Below are 15,483 nucleotides of genomic sequence, written 5' to 3'. Positions count from 1 at the left end.
ACATCGGCATCGTCGTCACGACTGCCTGAACCGGCCGCGGCAGACCATTCGCCTCCGCCGACACTGTGCGCGGGCACGCCCCATCGCGTCGCTGGGGCTGCCGATGACATCGTGACAGGACTGGTGGCTAGCCGATCCCGTAGAGAGTCGCCAGGTCGACCAGGAGCAGATCGTCACGGTCGGCCGCGGACTCCATCAAGTCCGGGTAGAAGCCGTGCAGGGAGAACAGGGCCAGTGTGGTGCCCGTGGTGTCGTAGCCCTGGTCGGTGAGCAGGGCGCGGATGTGTTCCAGGCGCTGCAGGTCACCCGTACCCCGGCGAGCAGCGGTGGCCTTGGCCTCGCCGATGAGGGCGATCCTGGCGCGCGGAGCTTGCGGGCGTTCGCCCAGGGCCAGGGCGATGACGTCGACCTCGTGCTTGGTGCGGGCCGCCGGGTCGGCCACCTCGGTGGTGCCGACCGGGCCGGGCAGGCCGCCGGGAAGCAGGGTGTGGGCGTACCGACGGGTGAAGGCGCGGGCGAGGTCCTCGAAGTGGGGGCCGAGGATCTTGGAGTTGAAGGTCGGCGCGGCGGCCTGCCATGCCTGTTCGGCGAAGCCCTGCTCGACGGTGGCCGCCTGCGGCAGGGTGATCAGCTGGTTGAAGCGGATGACGGGGTCGGCCAGCGTGATGACGGGGTGGCGGGGACGCAGGATGTCCTGCTCGCGCTGGACGTAGCCCGTGGACTCCAGGACGTCGAGCGGGTGGGTAACGGCGTTGCGCTGGCGTTCCAGGGCCGCGCCGATCCTGGTGGGGGTGGTGGCTCCCTGGGCGATCGCGGTGAGGATGTCGTAGTACAGGGTGTGCTGGGTGATCCGCGGATCCTCGCGCAGCAGATACTCCGTCTCCGTGCGCGAGTACACCGCCCGCCCCGGGTCCAGGAGCGTCCGCGTCAGCCAGGAGGCGAAGCCGTCGTTCGGGTGCGGGCGTGCCGCCACCGGCCGGTAACCGGGAGCGCCACCGAGAACGGCGTGCACCTGCAGGGCGGTCAGCGGGTCGTCGATCTGCCAGAACACGCGGCTGGCCCGGTAGTCGAAGGCTCCCAGCCTCAGATCGATCACCGCACGGCCGCGCAACGGCTTCGTTCCCGACAGCAGTTCGTGCATGACGCTCATCGCGGACCCACACAGGATCACCCGCGCTCCAGGTCCGGCCCCGGTGCCCCGCTGGCGCTCGTCGTAGAGCTGCTGGAGCAGGCCGGGGATTTCGGGAGAGTGCTGGAGGAGATACGGCAACTCGTCGATCACCAGCAGCGGAGTCCTTGATCGCGCGGTGACGTCAAGGGCGTTGGACAGGACATCACGCCAGTCGGTCAACCGCAGCGTGCCGGGCCGCAGACCCGCGTGGGCCGCGATGGCATCGCTGAACCGCTGGATCGCCGGCAGCCGCCCTTCCTCCCGCACCGCGGTGACGTACAGACCCCCGACCCGCTCCGACAGCGCCTGCAGCAGATACGACTTCCCGTGCCGCCTGCGCCCCGACACGATCCCCAGACGCATCGCCGGATCCGGATCCGTGACGAACTCGGTAAGCAGACCCCACTCACGATCACGGTCGACCACGTCCTCGGGTTTGGCAAGCATGCCTTCGTCCACCGGAACTCCCCACAGCCTGATCGACCACGATTCTGTCTAAGTCTACTTATACAGAATCCGTCCAGCCCGACTTTCCTGACGACCGGCAACAGGGATCACTCGCGGTAACCGCCGCGGAGTCATGTCAGTGGCTCCCCCCGACAAGGCCGTCACGTGCGTCGCGACACCTTGCTCCGGTCGGCCTCACCGACGAGAGCCGAGCGTCATATGAGCGTCAAGAGTCCCGACGATCGGACATCACGCAACCGCTCCCACCAGTCACTCCAACACAAATCCGCAGGTGAGGCAGGCCCGAAGGGTTTGACCTGCCGGATACCGCGAAACAGGTCGAGACCCACCGGCGCTCCTGCTGAACTGCAGGTCAGCGGTTCTTCCCCGCAGGCTCCAGAATCGCCACGCACTCCACGTGCGAGGTCATCGGAAACAGGTCGAACGCCCGCAGCGTCCGTACCCGGTAGCCGCCCTCGCGGAAGTACGCCAGGTCGCGGGCCAGGGCGGCCGGGTCGCAGGCGACGTAGGCGATGCGGCGGGCGCCCAGGGAGGAGAGGTGGGCCACCGTCGTACGGCCCGCGCCCGCGCGGGGCGGGTCGAGGACGATCAGGTCGACCTCGGTGATGCCGGTGCGCGGCAGGACGGACTCGACCTTGCCCTGTTCGACGCGGACGCGGGGGAAGCCGGCGAGGTTGTGCCGGGCGTCCTCGACCGCGCGCTTGCCGGACTCGATGCCGAGGACCGCGCCCTTGTCGCCGACGCGGTCGGCCAGGGCGCCGGCAAAGAGGCCGGCGCCGCAGTAGAGGTCGAGGGCCGTGTCGCCCTTGCGGGGCAGGAGGCCCTGCATGACCGCCTTGACCAGGGTGTCCGCGGCCTTCGGGTGGACCTGCCAGAAGCCGCCGGCGCCGACCCGGTACGTGCGGTCGTCGGCGCGTTCGCGGACGAAGGGGCGGCCGTGGACGCGGTGGACGCCGCCGGTCTTCTCGTCGACCCGGAGGACGGAGACCGGACGGTCCAGTTCGACCAGCGGGAGGCGGGCGCCGGGACGCGGGGTGAGGATCACCTGGCGGTCCTGCGAGCCCGTGGCCGCGATCGCCTCGACCGACTCCATGCCGGTCCAGTCGCGCCGCTCGATGCCCAGCTCGCTGACGCCCTGCGCCGCGATCATGCAGTGGTCGATCGGCTCGACCTCGTGCGAACGGTGGCGGCGCAGGCCGGCCTTCCCCGTGGCCGGGTCGACCGCGTACTGCACGCGCGTGCGCCACTGCGGGACCTCGCCCGCCGGCAGCTTGTCGCCCTCGGCCGGCATCACCGTGCCGTCCCAGCCGGCCTCCTCGGGAGTGAGGCCCGCCAGCCGCTTCAGCTGCTCGGCGATCACCTCGCCCTTCAGCCGCCGCTGGGCGCCCGGCTTGGCGTGCTGCCAGTCGCAGCCGCCGCAGCGGCCGGGGCCGGCGTAGGGACAGGGGGCCTCGACACGGTCCTTGGAGGCGTCGAGAATCCGTACCGCGTCCGCGCGCAGGAAACGGGCGCCCTCCTCGCCCTCCGTCACCCGCGCCAAGACCCGCTCGCCGGGCAGCGCGTGCCGTACGAACAGCACCTGGCCCTCGGACGTGCGGGCGATGCAGTGGCCGCCGTGGGCGACGGGGCCGATCTCGACCTCGTACTCCTGTCCCACCAGCGCGCCCTTCTCCGGCCCCACCTGCGAGTTCTTCGGTTCTGCCTGCATGGTGGGGTGACTCCAGATCCAGAAAGGGGGACGAAAAGGGGGACGGCCGGACAACAGCCCACCAGTCTACGTGAGGGCCCCGTCAGTCCTTCGCCGCCGGTGACTCCCTCGGCTCCTTCGCCCGGTCGTGCGCCGGGCCCCGCCGCACCGAACCCGGTGCGTTCCACTCCTGGCGCCTGCGGGCGCGCAGCTTGGCCGCCTCGGAGGAGGCGAGCTGGTAAGGCACCGAGGTCACCATCACGCCCGGCGTGAACAGCAGCCGGCCCTTCAGGCGCAGTGCGCTCTGGTTGTGCAGCAGGTGCTCGTACCAGTGGCCGACGACGTACTCGGGGATGATCACCGAGACGGCGTCCCGCGGGGACTCCTTGCGCAGGCTCTTGACGTACTCGATGACCGGCCGGGTGACCTCGCGGTAGGGCGAGTCGAGCACCTTCAGCGGTACGTCGACGCCGCGCCGCTCCCACTCCTCGCGCAGCACTCTGGTCTCGACCGGGTCGACGTTGACGGTGAGCGCCTCCAGGGTGTCCGAGCGCATCAGCTTGGCGTAGGCCAGCGCGCGCAGGGTGGGGCGGTGGATCTTGGAGATGAGGACGACGGAGTGGACGCGGGACGGGCGGACCACGTCGTCGCTCGGGCCCTCGGGGGCGGCGATCTCCTCGGCGACACGGTCGTAGTGCCTGCGGATCGCGGTCATCGTCACGAAGAAGAGGCACATGCCGAGCACGGCCACCCAGGCGCCGTGCGTGAACTTGGTGACGAGGACGACGACCAGCACCAGGCCGGTGAGGAAGGCACCGAAGGTGTTGATGGCGCGGGAGCGGATCATGTGGCGGCGCCTGGCCTGGTCCCGCTCGGTGGCCAGGTGCCGGTTCCAATGCCTGACCATGCCGATCTGGCTGAGCGTGAAGGACACGAACACTCCGACGATGTACAGCTGGATCAGCCGGGTGGAGTCGGCGCCGTAGACGACGACCAGCAGTGCGGCGGCGCCCGCGAGCAGCACGATGCCGTTGGAGAAGGCGAGGCGGTCGCCGCGGGTGTGCAGCTGGCGGGGCAGGTAGCGGTCCTGGGCGAGGATCGAGCCAAGCACCGGGAAGCCGTTGTACGCGGTGTTCGCGGCGAGGAAGAGGACCAGCGCCGTGGCGGCGGCGAGCACGACGAACAGGATGCTGCCCCGGCCGAACACCGCCTCGGCGACCTGGGAGATCACCGGGTCCTGGACGTAGTCCGGGCCGATCGGGACGCCGCCCTGGAGCAGGTCGGTGGCCGGGTTCTGGGCCATGCGGACCTTGGTCGACATGGCGAGGGTGATGATGCCGCAGAACATCGTCACGGCCAGCAGGCCCATCATCGCCAGCGTGGTCGCCGCGTTCCTCGACTTGGGCTTGCGGAAGGCCGGCACACCGTTGGAGATCGCCTCGACGCCGGTGAGCGCGGCACAGCCGGAGGAGAAGGCGCGCAGCAGCAGGAAGACGAGGGCGAAGCCGGCGAGTCCCTGGTGCTCGGCCCTGACCTCGAAGCCGGCCGTCGGCGCCCGCATGGTGTCGCCGAGCACCAGCCCGCGGAACGCGCCCCAGGCGATCATGATGAAGACGCCCGTGACGAAGACGTACGTCGGGACGGCGAAGAGCTTGCCCGACTCCTTCACGCCGCGCAGGTTCATCAGCGTCAGCAGCACGATCACGGCGACCGCGCAGAGCACCTTGTTCTCGACGACGAAGGGGATCGCGGAGCCCAGGTTCTCGATGCCGGAGGCGATGGAGACGGCGACGGTCATGACGTAGTCGACCAGGAGCGCGCTGGCGACTGTCAGGCCCGCCTTGGGGCCCAGGTTGGTGCCGGCCACCTCGTAGTCGCCGCCGCCGCTGGGGTAGGCGTGCACGTTCTGCCGGTAGGAGGCGACCACGGTGAACATCAGCACGGCGACCGCGACCGCGATCCAGGGGCTGAAGTGGTACGCCGACACGCCCGCGACGGACAGGACCAGCAGGACCTCCCCCGGCGCGTACGCCACGGAGGACAGCGGGTCGGAGGCGAAGACGGGGAGTGCGATCCGCTTCGGCAGAAGGGTCTCGCCCAGCCGGTCACTGCGCAGTGCGCGCCCGATGAGGATGCGTTTGGGCACGTCGGTCAGTTTGGACACAACAGAGGATCGTAAGCCTTCCGGCTCCCGGTGGCCCACCTCCCCCCGCGTTCGAACGCGCTCACGCGGGGGCGCCCCGCCCGGGATCTGCCTCACGAGTGAAATCCGGGGTTCAGGGCCCGGGGATCGGGCAGGCGAGGAGTGCGCCGTGCCTAGATGTCCGGACCTCGTTCCCCGCCGAACCCCGGAGGTCCCATGCCCCCGATCGCGGAGCTGATCGGCGCCGCCGCCGCGCTGCTCGGCCTCGGACTCCTGACCCTGTGCAGCGTGCGCAGCATCACCCGGCGCCGGCCGTTCGAGACCGAGTGAAGGACCGGGTGAAGGGCCGGGTGAGAGGCCGGGGCGCCGGGGAACCGCCCGCACGGGCAGGGGGGTGCCCGCCCCGCACGGCGCGTGTGTAGCTTGTCCCTCTGTCTGAGACTCTGATGTGGCCGAGCAGTGGCTATTGACACCGGAAGGACGGTCGTGCACATCGTCATCATGGGCTGCGGGAGAGTGGGTTCCGCTCTTGCCCAGACCCTGGAGCAACAGGGGCACACGGTCGCGGTCATCGACCAGGACCCCACCGCCTTCCGCCGGCTGGGCCCCGGATTCGGCGGCCGCCGGGTCACCGGGATCGGCTTCGACCAGGACACGCTGCGCGAGGCGGGCATCGAGGAGGCCGGTGCCTTCGCCGCCGTCTCCAGCGGCGACAACTCGAACATCATCTCCGCGCGCGTGGCCCGCGAGATGTTCGGCGTGCAGAACGTCGCGGCCCGCATCTACGATCCCCGCCGCGCCGAGGTGTACCAGCGCCTGGGCATCCCGACCGTGGCCACGGTCCGCTGGACGGCCGACCAGATGCTGCGCCGGTTGCTGCCCTCGGGCGCGGAGCCGCTGTGGCGGGACCCGACCGGCGGCGTCCAGCTCGCCGAGGTGCACGCCTCCACGGAGTGGGTGGGTCACAAGATCAGCCGGCTGCAGGAGGAGACGGGCGTCCGGGTGGCGTTCCTGACCCGCCTCGGCGAGGCGATCCTGCCGTCCTCGCAGACGGTGCTGCAGGAGGGCGACCTCGTGCACGTGATGATGCGGACGGACGACGTGGAGAAGGTCGAGGCGGCGTTCGCCGAGGGGCCCGAAGAGGAGGGCGGTCACTGATGAGGGTCGCCATTGCCGGTGCCGGCGCGGTCGGTCGCTCGATCGCGAGCGAGCTGCTGGAGAACGGCCACGAGGTCCTTCTCATCGACAAGGCGCCGACCGCGATCTCGGTCGAGCGCGTCCCGCAGGCGGAGTGGCTGCTCGCCGACGCCTGCGAGATCACCTCGCTGGACGAGGCGGCGCTGCAGCGCTGCAACGTGGTGATCGCCGCGACGGGCGACGACAAGGTGAACCTGGTCGTCTCCCTGCTGGCGAAGACGGAGTACGGCGTGCCGCGGGTGGTGGCCCGCGTGAACAACCCGAAGAACGAGTGGCTGTTCAACGAGGCGTGGGGCGTGGACGTGTCCGTGTCGACCCCGCGTCTGATGTCCGCGCTGGTGGAGGAGGCGGTCAGCGTGGGCGACCTGGTCCGCCTGCTGCGCTTCAGCCACGGCGACGCCAACCTGGTGGAGCTGACCCTGCCGGAGGAGTCGGCGCTGGCCGGCACCCAGGTCGGCGATGTCGAGTGGCCCGAGGACACCGCGCTGGTCACCATCATCCGCGGCTCCCGTGTGCTCACCCCGTCCCAGGAGGATTCCCTGGAGGTGGGCGACGAACTGCTGTTCGTGGCCGCGCAGGCGCGTGAGGAGCAGCTGGAGGACCTGCTGTCGGTGCGCCGGAAGGACTGACGGGACCGACGGGGGACAGCGGTGAGGGGCGCCCGGAGATCTCCGGGCGCCCCTCACGGTCGTACGGGCGATGCTCACGTCGCTGCCGTACGGGCGATGCTCACGTCGCTGCCGTACGGGCGATGCTCACGTCGCTGCCGTACGGGCGGTGCTCACGCCTGGCGGCGGTGGCGGCCGCCGGCCGGTGCGTCCCCGCGCTCCCGCGCGAGGGCGGCCTTCCGCTCCTCCTCGGCCTTCCGCTCCTCCTCGGCCTTCTCTTCCGCCTCCATCTCCGCGAACACGTCGATCGGCGGGGGCGCCTTCGCCAGGAAGACCCAGGTCAGCCAGACCGCCAGCAGGAACGGCGGGATCTTCAGCGTCACCAGGACCCAGCCGAGCTGCGTGGTGTCGGCCCACCAGTACAGCGGGAAGAGGATCGCGCACTTGGCGAGCAGGACCAGGCCCCAGGCCCAGCTGGCCTTGGCGTACGCCTTCTTGCGGCCCGGGTTGCGGGTGCGCCAGGAGAGGTTCTCCTTGAAGACCGGGCCGAGCATCAGGCCGATCAGCGGCACGCCGGCGAGCGTGGTGACGATGTACGCCAGTGCCAGGCCCAGCGTGTAGAGCATGCCCGGCAGGTAGAAGTCCTTGGCGTTGCCGGTCATCATCGCGAAGACCACGCCGAAGGCGACGCCGAAGACCCCGCTGAAGGCGTGCTTGACGGTGTCCCGCATCGCCAGCCGGACCACGACCAGCACCAGCGAGACGGCCAGGGCGGCGATCGCGGACCAGTGCAGGTTCTTGTTGATCGTGAAGATGGTGACGAAGATGAGGCCGGGCAGCACCGTCTCGACCATGCCCCGGACCCCGCCGAACGCCTCGAACAGCGCGGCCTCCGTCACCGCCCGGGCGTCGTCGGCCGTCGTGTCTTCGACCGTCGTGCCTTCGGTCGGCTTGTCGAGTGACGTCACCGGCTACTCCCGTCCGAGGGGTCGCAGTTCGTACTTGGGGTTGAAGAGCACCCGGCGGCCCCGGCTCATCGAGATCCGGCCCGATGCGATCAGCTTGCGCCCCGGTTCTATCCCGACGATGGAGCGCCTGCCGAGCCACACCACGTCCAGGGCGGCGGAGCCGTCGAACAGCTCGGCCTCCAGGGCCGGGACTCCGGCACGCGGGCGCAGGGTGACCGTGCGCAACGTACCAGTCACCGTGACGATCTGCCGGTCGTGGCAGTCGCAGATCCGCGTACAGCCCGCGGTCTCGGCGTCCTCCCGCAGTTCCTCGGACTCCAGGTCCTCCTGCGACGAGGAGAGCCGGTCGAGCATGCGCCGGAACCGGCCCGCCGGCTTTTCGGAACGAGGAACAGCACTCATGTGTTGAAGCGTACCGGGGGGCACCGACGGTGACGTAACCGCTCACTTCTCGAAGCGGTACCCCATGCCCGGCTCGGTGACGAAGTGCTTGGGGTGCGAGGGGTCGACCTCCAGCTTCCGGCGCAACTGGGCCATGTACACGCGCAGATAGTTCGTCTCCGTGCCGTACGACGGCCCCCACACCTCCTGCAGCAGCTGCTTCTGGCTGACCAGACGGCCGGTGTTGCGCACCAGCACCTCCAGCAGGTGCCATTCGGTGGGGGTGAGCCGTACGTCCTTGCCGGCCCGGTTGACCTTCTTGGCGGCCAGGTCGACGGTGAACTCCTCGGTCTCCACCAGCACGTCGTCCTCGCCGCCGCCGACCGGTTCGGCGCGGCGGACGGCGGCGCGCAGGCGGGCCAGCAGCTCGTCCATGCCGAAGGGCTTGGTGACGTAGTCGTCGGCGCCCGCGTCCAGTGCCTGGACCTTCTCGTCGGAGGAGTGGCGGGCGGACAGCACCAGGATCGGCACGCGGGTCCAGCCGCGCAGGCCCCTGATCACCTCGACGCCGTCCATGTCGGGCAGGCCCAGGTCGAGGACAACCACGTCGGGGTGGCGGGAGGCGGCGAGGTCGAGGGCGCTGCGGCCGTCGGCGGCGGCGTCGACCTCGTACTTGCGCGCCTTGAGGTTGATCACGAGAGCGCGCACGATCTGCGGCTCGTCGTCGACCACCAGCACCCGCGTCATGTGGTTTGCCTTTCTGGTTCGGCGAGTCGTACGGAGCCGCGAAGGCCCTCCGCGGCCCGCAGGGTGAGGACCATCGTCAGTCCGCCGCCGGGCGTGTCCTCGGCGTCGAGCGTGCCGCCCATGGCCTCGGCGAAGCCGCGCGCCACCGCGAGACCGAGGCCGACGCCGGCTCCGCGCGGGGCGTCGCCGTGGCGCTGGAAGGGCTCGAAGATACGGTCCTTGGCCTCGTCCGGGACGCCCGGACCGCGGTCGACGACCCGGACCTCGACCCGGTCGGCCATGGCGCTGGCGGACACCAGGACCGGTTCGTCCGGTGGACTGTACTTCACGGCGTTCTCCACCAGGTTGGCCACCGCGCGCTCCAGCAGGCCGGGGTCGACGGCCACCATCGGCAGGGTCTCCGGTATGTCCAGGCCGACGCTGTCCTCGGGCACCCCGCCCAGCGCCATCGGCACCACCTCGTCGAGGTCGATCTCGCGGATCAGCGGGGTGACGGTGCCGGTCTGCAGGCGGGACATGTCCAGCAGGTTGCCCACGAGGTGGTCGAGCCGGTCGGCGCCCTCCTCGATGCCCTGGAGCAGCTCCGCGCGGTCCTCCTCGGACCACTCGACGTCCTCGGACCTGAGCGAGGAGACGGCCGCCTTGATCCCGGCGAGCGGGGTGCGCAGGTCGTGGCTGACGGCGGCGAGCAGCGCGGTGCGGATCCGGTTGCCCTCCGCGAGGGCGCGGGCCCGGTCGGCCTCCTCCTGCAGGCGCCGGCGCTCCAGGACGACGGCGGCCTGGGCGGCGAAGGCGGCGAGCACGCGGCGGTCGGAGGCGGGCAGCACTCGTCCGGTCAGGGCCAGCGCCATGTGGTCGCCGACGGGCACGTCCACGTCGGCGTCCTCGGGGCGCTCCAGGGGCCGGCCGGTGCCCACGCGGCCGGCGCAGGTCCAGGGGTCCACGTCGCTGAGCCGCTCCAGCAACGCCACCGACTCCATGCCGAAGGTCTCGCGGACCCGCTCCAGCAGCGCCTCCAGGCTGGTCTCGCCGCGCAGCACGCTGCCGGCGAGGAAGGACAGTATCTCCGCCTCGGCGCGCAGCCGGGCCGCCTGGTGGGTGCGGCGGGCCGCGAGGTCCACCACCGAGGCCACGGACACGGCGACCCCGAAGAAGATCGCGAGGGCGACGATGTTCTTGGGGTCGGCGATGGTGAGCCGGTGCAGGGGCGGGGTGTAGTAGTAGTTCAGCAGGAGCGAACCGACGGCCGCCGAGGCGAGCGCCGGCAGCAGTCCGCCGAGCAGGGCCGCGGCCACCGTCAGGGCGAGGAACAGCAGCATGTCGTTGGCCAGGCCCAGGTCCACGGCGTTCAGCAGCAGCGCGAGGACCACGGGGCCGGCGACGGCGACGGTCCAGCCCCACACGATCCGGGCCCGCCCGAGCCGTGCGCCCCGGGCCACCGGTAGTCCGCGCCCCTTGGCGGCCTGCGCATGGGTGACGATGTGCACGTCGAGGTCGGGACCCGACTCGCGGGCCACGGTGGCGCCGACGCCGGGCCCGAAGACGTACTGCCAGCTCTTGCGGCGCGAGGAGCCCAGCACGATCTGGGTGGCGTTGACCCCGCGGGCGAAGTCGAGCAGCGCGGCCGGTACGTCGTCGCCGACCACGTGGTGGAAGGTGCCGCCCAGCTCCTCCACGAGGGTGCGCTGGACGGCCAGCTCCTTGGGGGAGGCGGAGGTCAGTCCGTCGCTGCGGGCGATGTAGACGGCCATGACCTCCCCGCCGGCGCCCTTCTCGGCCAGGCGGGCGGCCCGGCGGATCAGGGTGCGTCCCTCGGGACCGCCGGTCAGGCCGACCACGATCCGCTCGCGCGAGCCCCAGATCCTGGAGACCTGGTGCTCGGTGCGGTAGCGCTGCAGGTACTCGTCGACCCGGTCGGCCACCCACAGCAGGGCCAGCTCGCGCAGCGCCGTGAGGTTGCCGGGCCGGAAGTAGTTGGACAGGGCCGCGTCGACCTTGTCCGGCTTGTAGATGTTGCCGTGCGCCATCCGGCGGCGCAGGGCCTCCGGTGACATGTCGACGAGCTCGATCTGGTCCGCCCGCCGCACCACCTCGTCCGGGACGGTCTCGCGCTGCCGCACGTCCGTGATCGACTCCACCACGTCGCCGAGGGACTCCAGGTGCTGGATGTTGACCGTGGAGACGACGTCGATGCCGGCCGCGAGCAGTTCCTCCACGTCCTGCCAGCGCTTGGCGTTGCGGGAGCCGGGGATGTTGGTGTGGGCGAGCTCGTCCACCAGGGCGACGGCCGGGGCGCGGCGCAGTACGGCGTCGACGTCCATCTCGGCGAAGGTGCCCCCGCGGTACTCCAGCTCCTTGCGGGGCACCTGCTCCAGGCCGTGCAGCATCACCTCGGTGCGCGGGCGGTCGTAGTGTTCGACGAACGCGACGACGCAGTCGGTGCCCCGCTCCACCCGGCGGCGCGCCTCGGACAACATCGCGTACGTCTTGCCGACGCCCGGCGCCGCGCCGAGGTAGATCCGAAGCTTGCCGCGTGTCATGGCCCCATTGTCTTCCCGTCGTGCGTGACGTGCGTGAGTCCGCGGCGTCGACCTCATGGCCGGTCGGTGCGGGCCCGAGGGGGCCGTACGGGGCGGGAGACGGCCTTTGGCGCGACTCCGACGTCAGTGCGCCACGGATCTGTCAGGGCGCCACGGCTCGCCGGTGCGCCACGTCCCGTCGCTGCGCCACTGCTCGCCGCTGTGTCACGGTTCGACGATTCGCCCGTCGCGCAGCTCCAGGACCCGGTCGGCGAGGTCCAGCAGGGTCGCGTCGTGGGTGGCGACCAGTGCGGTGACCTCCTCGCTGCGGACGACGGCGCGCAGCAGCTCCATCACGGCGTGGCCGGTCTCCGCGTCCAGCTGGCCGGTCGGCTCGTCGGCTATGAGGAGCGCCGGCTCGTTCGCGAGGGCCCGGGCTATGGCCACGCGCTGCTGCTGGCCGCCGGAGAGCTCACCGGGCCGCTGCCGGGCGTGGTCGGCGAGGCCGACCAGGGACAGCAGCAGTTCGACGCGCTCCTCCCGCTCGCGCGGGTCGGCGCGGCGCAGCCGCAGCGGCACGCCGACGTTCTCCGCGGCCGTGAGGATCGGGATGAGCCCGAAGGACTGGAAGACGAACCCGACGTGGTCCCGGCGCAGGGCGAGCAGGCCGTCCTCACCGAGTTCGGACAGGTCCCGTCCGTCGACGTGGACCCGCCCTTCGTCCGGCTCGTCGAGCCCGCCGACGATGTTGAGCAGGGTGGTCTTGCCGGAGCCGGAGCGGCCCTTGAGGGCGACGAGCTCACCTCGCGGCAGCTCGAAGGAGACCCCCCGCAGGGCGTGCACGGCGCCGGCTCCCTGCCCGTAGGACTTGTGGACGTTCTCGACGCGCACCATGGTCTCGGTGACGACCTGGCTCATGTGCCCTCCCCGCTGCGGTCCCCCGTGGACCGGGCGTCAGTATCACCACCGGCGCCCGTCCCTTCAACATCACAACGGGCGTGACCTCACGGGGGTTCCCGGCCGGGGGTCCACGTACGGCACGGGTTCCCGGCCGGAACAGGTCCACATCCGACATGGATCCGTACATGACACAGGGCCGCACCCCGAGGGGTACGGCCCGTGCGGTGGCTGTTCAGCGGACCTCGGTGATCTCCGGGCCGCGCTGGAGCTGGCCCAGGCCGCCGGCGAAGCGGGACTGCTGGCCCTCGTCCTGCTGGACGCTCTCGGGCACCATCTGCGCGTCGTTCGGCAGCTTCAGGACGATCGGGTCGCGGGGCGCCATCGGGCCCTCGCCGCGGACGACGACCGTGTCCCGGAAGATCTGCTCGAGCAGCCCGGCCGCCTGCGGCTGCACCGCGCCCTGACCGGAGATCACCCCGCGCAGGAACCAGCGGGGACCGTCCACACCGACGAACCGCACGACCTGGTAGCCGCCCGTGCCGTCCGGCAGCTGCACCGGGACCTGGGCGCGCAGCTCCCAGCCCAGCGGCCCCTCGACCTCGTCCACGATGCCGCCCTGCTGGGTGATGCCGGTGCCGATCTCCTCGCGCACCTCGCCCCAGATGCCCTCGCGCTTGGGCGCGGCGAAGGCCTGCAGCTGGATGGCGCTGTCGTGCAGGACGACGGTCGCCGCGACGATCGCGTCGCCCGCGACCTCCACCCGCAGCTCCATGCCATCGACGCCCGGTACGAACAGTCCGCCCAGGTCCACGCGGCCCTCGGCGGGTTCGCGCACCTCGGAGCTGTCCCAGGGCCCGTCGGGCCGCGGTGCGGGAGCGAGCCTCACCCGCTCACGCTCACCCTCGTCATCCGCCTCGGTGTCGACGTTGTCGACGACCTGCTCGGCCTCGCCGGCCGCGTCCTCGGCGGCACCCTTCTTCTTGCGACGTCCGAACACGTCACTGTCCTTCCCGGTCGGATACGACCGAAGCGTATCGATTCCCACCCGCCGGGCCGCCCACGGCGGCCCGGCCGTTCGTGCCGTTCGTGCCGCTCGCGCCGTCCACGGCGGCGTGGCCACCCGTGGACCCGAAGCCCCCCTCGGCCCGCGCCGAGCCGGGAAGCTCCGCCACCTCCTGGAAGCGGACCCTCTCGACCTGCTGGACGACCAGTTGGGCAATCCGGTCGAAGCGCTCGAACCGCACGGACTCGCGCGGGTCGAGATTCACCACGATCACCTTGATCTCCCCACGGTACCCGGCATCAACCGTCCCCGGGGCATTCACGAGGGCGACACCGAGGCGGGCCGCGAGGCCGGAGCGCGGATGCACGAACGCCGCGTACCCCTCGGGCAGGGCGACAGACACACCCGTGGGCAGCACGGCCCGTTCCCCCGGCGCCAGTTCGCACTCCACGGTGGTGCGCAGGTCGGCGCCGGCGTCGCCGGGATGCGCGTACGCCGGAAGCGGTACGTCGGGGTCGACGCGCCGGATCAGCACGTCCAGCGGCTCCCGGCTCACGGGTTCACCTCGAAGGCGCGGACGCGGCGGACCTGGTCCGGGTCGTTCATGACGGCCCGGATCTCCTCCTCGCGGCCGTGCTCCACGAAGTGCTCCACCTTCACCTCGACGAAGAGGGCGTCGGCGCGCACGGCGACCGGTCCGTCGGGGCCGCCGACACGTCCGACGGCCCTGGAGTAGATCTTCCGGCCGGCCACCGCGGTGACCTCGGCCTCCAGGTACAGGGTCGTGCCGACCGGCACCGGCCGCACGAAGTCGGTCTCCAGCCGTCCGGTCACGGCGATCGTGCGCAGCAGCCAGTTCAGCGAGCCGAGGGTCTCGTCGAGGGCGGTCGCGAGGACGCCGCCGTGCGCGAGGCCGGGAGCGCCCTGATGGGCGGGCTGCACGGTGAACTCGGCGGTGATGCGGACGCCGTCCCCGGCCCGCGCCTGCAGGTGCAGCCCGTGCGGCTGCTCACCGCCGCACCCGAAACACTCCCCGTAGTGCGCGCCGAGAAGCTCGCCGGGCGCGGGGGCGTCGGGGTGCCGGACGGGTTTCACGGCGTCGGCGGGGGGCTGAAGAGCTGCGGAACTACCACTCACAGGCGCAGACCTTACCCGCGCGTCGGCGCCGACCGGACACCGTGCCAAGCTTGGTGCATGCAGCTCTCCGCGCAGCCGTACGAAGAACGTCTCACCGCGCCCCGTTCCTGGTGGCTGATCAGCCTGCTGATCGGTGTCTCGGTCGCCCTGGTCCTGCTCCCCTTCGGCACCCTGCTGATGCTGGCCGGCCTGGCCGGCGGCACGGCGGCGACGGCGGTCGTGATCAGCTCCTACGGCTCGGTGCGCATCCGGGTCGTGGGCGGCCTGCTGGTCGCGGGCGAGGCGAAGATCCCGGTCGCGGCGCTGGGTGAGGCTCACGTGCTGGACGCGGAGGAGGCGCGCGCCTGGCGCACCTACAAGGCGGACACCCGGGCCTTCCTGCTGCTGCGCGCCTACATTCCGGGGGCGTTGCGGGTGGAGGTCACCGACCCGGAGGACCCGACGCCGTACCTGTACCTGTCGACGCGGGAGCCGGAGCGGCTGGCCGAGGCCCTGCGGGCGGCGCGGGCGACCGCGGCGCCGGAGGCGGCGTAACGCCCGCACGGGGGTGATGG

Annotated in this window: 14 protein-coding genes; 3 read left to right on the top strand and 11 right to left on the bottom strand. The window is 71.5% G+C overall.

What is annotated here, in order from left to right:
* Nucleotides 1-127: 127 nt before the first annotated feature.
* The 3 genes from C1I97_RS15090 to C1I97_RS15080 form a co-directional block, all read right to left on the bottom strand.
* Nucleotides 128-1,618: an AAA family ATPase gene (locus C1I97_RS15090; RefSeq protein ID WP_441349117.1), complete on the bottom strand. Its 1,491-nt coding sequence runs from the start codon at nucleotides 1,616-1,618 to the stop codon at nucleotides 128-130.
* A 373-nt stretch (nucleotides 1,619-1,991) separates the two neighbouring features.
* Nucleotides 1,992-3,347: a class I SAM-dependent RNA methyltransferase gene (locus C1I97_RS15085; protein WP_111003731.1), complete on the bottom strand. Its 1,356-nt coding sequence runs from the start codon at nucleotides 3,345-3,347 to the stop codon at nucleotides 1,992-1,994.
* Nucleotides 3,348-3,429: 82 nt separating this feature from the next.
* Nucleotides 3,430-5,490 carry an APC family permease gene (locus C1I97_RS15080; protein WP_111003730.1) on the bottom strand — a complete coding sequence of 687 codons (2,061 nt, stop codon included), beginning with the start codon at nucleotides 5,488-5,490 and terminating at the stop codon, nucleotides 3,430-3,432.
* Between the two features lie 465 nt (nucleotides 5,491-5,955).
* Here C1I97_RS15080 and C1I97_RS15075 point away from each other — a divergent pair, with 465 nt between their 5' ends.
* Nucleotides 5,956-6,627, top strand: a complete 672-nt coding sequence (locus C1I97_RS15075) for a potassium channel family protein (RefSeq protein ID WP_111003729.1) — start codon at nucleotides 5,956-5,958, stop codon at nucleotides 6,625-6,627.
* On the top strand, nucleotides 6,627-7,295 hold the full coding sequence (locus C1I97_RS15070) for a potassium channel family protein (RefSeq protein WP_111003728.1): 669 nt from the start codon (nucleotides 6,627-6,629) through the stop codon (nucleotides 7,293-7,295). Before C1I97_RS15075 ends, C1I97_RS15070 begins: the two co-directional genes overlap by 1 nt.
* 152 nt (nucleotides 7,296-7,447) lie before the next feature.
* On the opposite strand, the gene C1I97_RS15065 is transcribed toward C1I97_RS15070, so the two are convergent.
* The 8 genes from C1I97_RS15065 to C1I97_RS15030 form a co-directional block, all read right to left on the bottom strand.
* The gene (locus tag C1I97_RS15065) at nucleotides 7,448-8,242 is read right to left on the bottom strand and encodes a DUF3159 domain-containing protein (protein ID WP_111003727.1); all 795 of its coding nucleotides are present in this window, start codon (nucleotides 8,240-8,242) and stop codon (nucleotides 7,448-7,450) included.
* 3 nt (nucleotides 8,243-8,245) lie between these two features.
* Nucleotides 8,246-8,644, bottom strand: a complete 399-nt coding sequence (locus C1I97_RS15060; protein ID WP_111003726.1) for an OB-fold nucleic acid binding domain-containing protein — start codon at nucleotides 8,642-8,644, stop codon at nucleotides 8,246-8,248.
* 42 nt (nucleotides 8,645-8,686) lie between these two features.
* Nucleotides 8,687-9,370, bottom strand: a complete 684-nt coding sequence (locus C1I97_RS15055; protein ID WP_111003725.1) for a response regulator — start codon at nucleotides 9,368-9,370, stop codon at nucleotides 8,687-8,689.
* On the bottom strand, nucleotides 9,367-11,910 hold the full coding sequence (locus C1I97_RS15050) for a sensor histidine kinase (protein WP_111003724.1): 2,544 nt from the start codon (nucleotides 11,908-11,910) through the stop codon (nucleotides 9,367-9,369). Before C1I97_RS15050 ends, C1I97_RS15055 begins: the two co-directional genes overlap by 4 nt.
* Before the next feature lie 204 nt (nucleotides 11,911-12,114).
* On the bottom strand, nucleotides 12,115-12,807 hold the full coding sequence (locus tag C1I97_RS15045) for an ABC transporter ATP-binding protein (RefSeq protein WP_111003723.1): 693 nt from the start codon (nucleotides 12,805-12,807) through the stop codon (nucleotides 12,115-12,117).
* Between the two features lie 214 nt (nucleotides 12,808-13,021).
* The gene (locus tag C1I97_RS15040; protein ID WP_111003722.1) at nucleotides 13,022-13,786 is read right to left on the bottom strand and encodes a DUF3710 domain-containing protein; all 765 of its coding nucleotides are present in this window, start codon (nucleotides 13,784-13,786) and stop codon (nucleotides 13,022-13,024) included.
* Nucleotide 13,787: 1 nt separating this feature from the next.
* The gene (dut, locus tag C1I97_RS15035) at nucleotides 13,788-14,348 is read right to left on the bottom strand and encodes a dUTP diphosphatase (RefSeq protein ID WP_111003721.1); all 561 of its coding nucleotides are present in this window, start codon (nucleotides 14,346-14,348) and stop codon (nucleotides 13,788-13,790) included.
* Nucleotides 14,345-14,929 carry a PaaI family thioesterase gene (locus C1I97_RS15030; RefSeq protein ID WP_111003720.1) on the bottom strand — a complete coding sequence of 195 codons (585 nt, stop codon included), beginning with the start codon at nucleotides 14,927-14,929 and terminating at the stop codon, nucleotides 14,345-14,347. The genes dut and C1I97_RS15030 overlap by 4 nt, the downstream gene beginning before the upstream one ends.
* Before the next feature lie 57 nt (nucleotides 14,930-14,986).
* On the opposite strand from C1I97_RS15030, the gene C1I97_RS15025 reads away from it, so the two are divergent.
* Nucleotides 14,987-15,463: a DUF3093 domain-containing protein gene (locus tag C1I97_RS15025; protein WP_111003719.1), complete on the top strand. Its 477-nt coding sequence runs from the start codon at nucleotides 14,987-14,989 to the stop codon at nucleotides 15,461-15,463.
* Nucleotides 15,464-15,483: the final 20 nt, after the last annotated feature.

Source organism: Streptomyces sp. NTH33 (assembly GCF_003236365.1).
Lineage (GTDB): Bacteria > Actinomycetota > Actinomycetes > Streptomycetales > Streptomycetaceae > Streptomyces.
The sequence above is the reverse complement of the archived record's forward strand: the minus strand, read 5'-3'. Positions and strand labels throughout refer to the sequence as shown.

Bases quoted from the DNA above. Each gene is read 5' to 3' on its own strand.
- C1I97_RS15090 (WP_441349117.1), bottom strand. From the start codon at position 1,618: ATGCTTGCCAAACCCGAGGACGTGGTCGACCGTGATCGTGAGTGGGGT.
- C1I97_RS15085 (WP_111003731.1), bottom strand. From the start codon at position 3,347: ATGCAGGCAGAACCGAAGAACTCGCAGGTGGGGCCGGAGAAGGGCGCG.
- C1I97_RS15070 (WP_111003728.1), top strand. From the start codon at position 6,627: ATGAGGGTCGCCATTGCCGGTGCCGGCGCGGTCGGTCGCTCGATCGCG.
- C1I97_RS15060 (WP_111003726.1), bottom strand. From the start codon at position 8,644: ATGAGTGCTGTTCCTCGTTCCGAAAAGCCGGCGGGCCGGTTCCGGCGC.
- C1I97_RS15055 (WP_111003725.1), bottom strand. From the start codon at position 9,370: ATGACGCGGGTGCTGGTGGTCGACGACGAGCCGCAGATCGTGCGCGCT.
- C1I97_RS15050 (WP_111003724.1), bottom strand. From the start codon at position 11,910: ATGACACGCGGCAAGCTTCGGATCTACCTCGGCGCGGCGCCGGGCGTC.
- C1I97_RS15045 (WP_111003723.1), bottom strand. From the start codon at position 12,807: ATGAGCCAGGTCGTCACCGAGACCATGGTGCGCGTCGAGAACGTCCAC.
- C1I97_RS15025 (WP_111003719.1), top strand. From the start codon at position 14,987: ATGCAGCTCTCCGCGCAGCCGTACGAAGAACGTCTCACCGCGCCCCGT.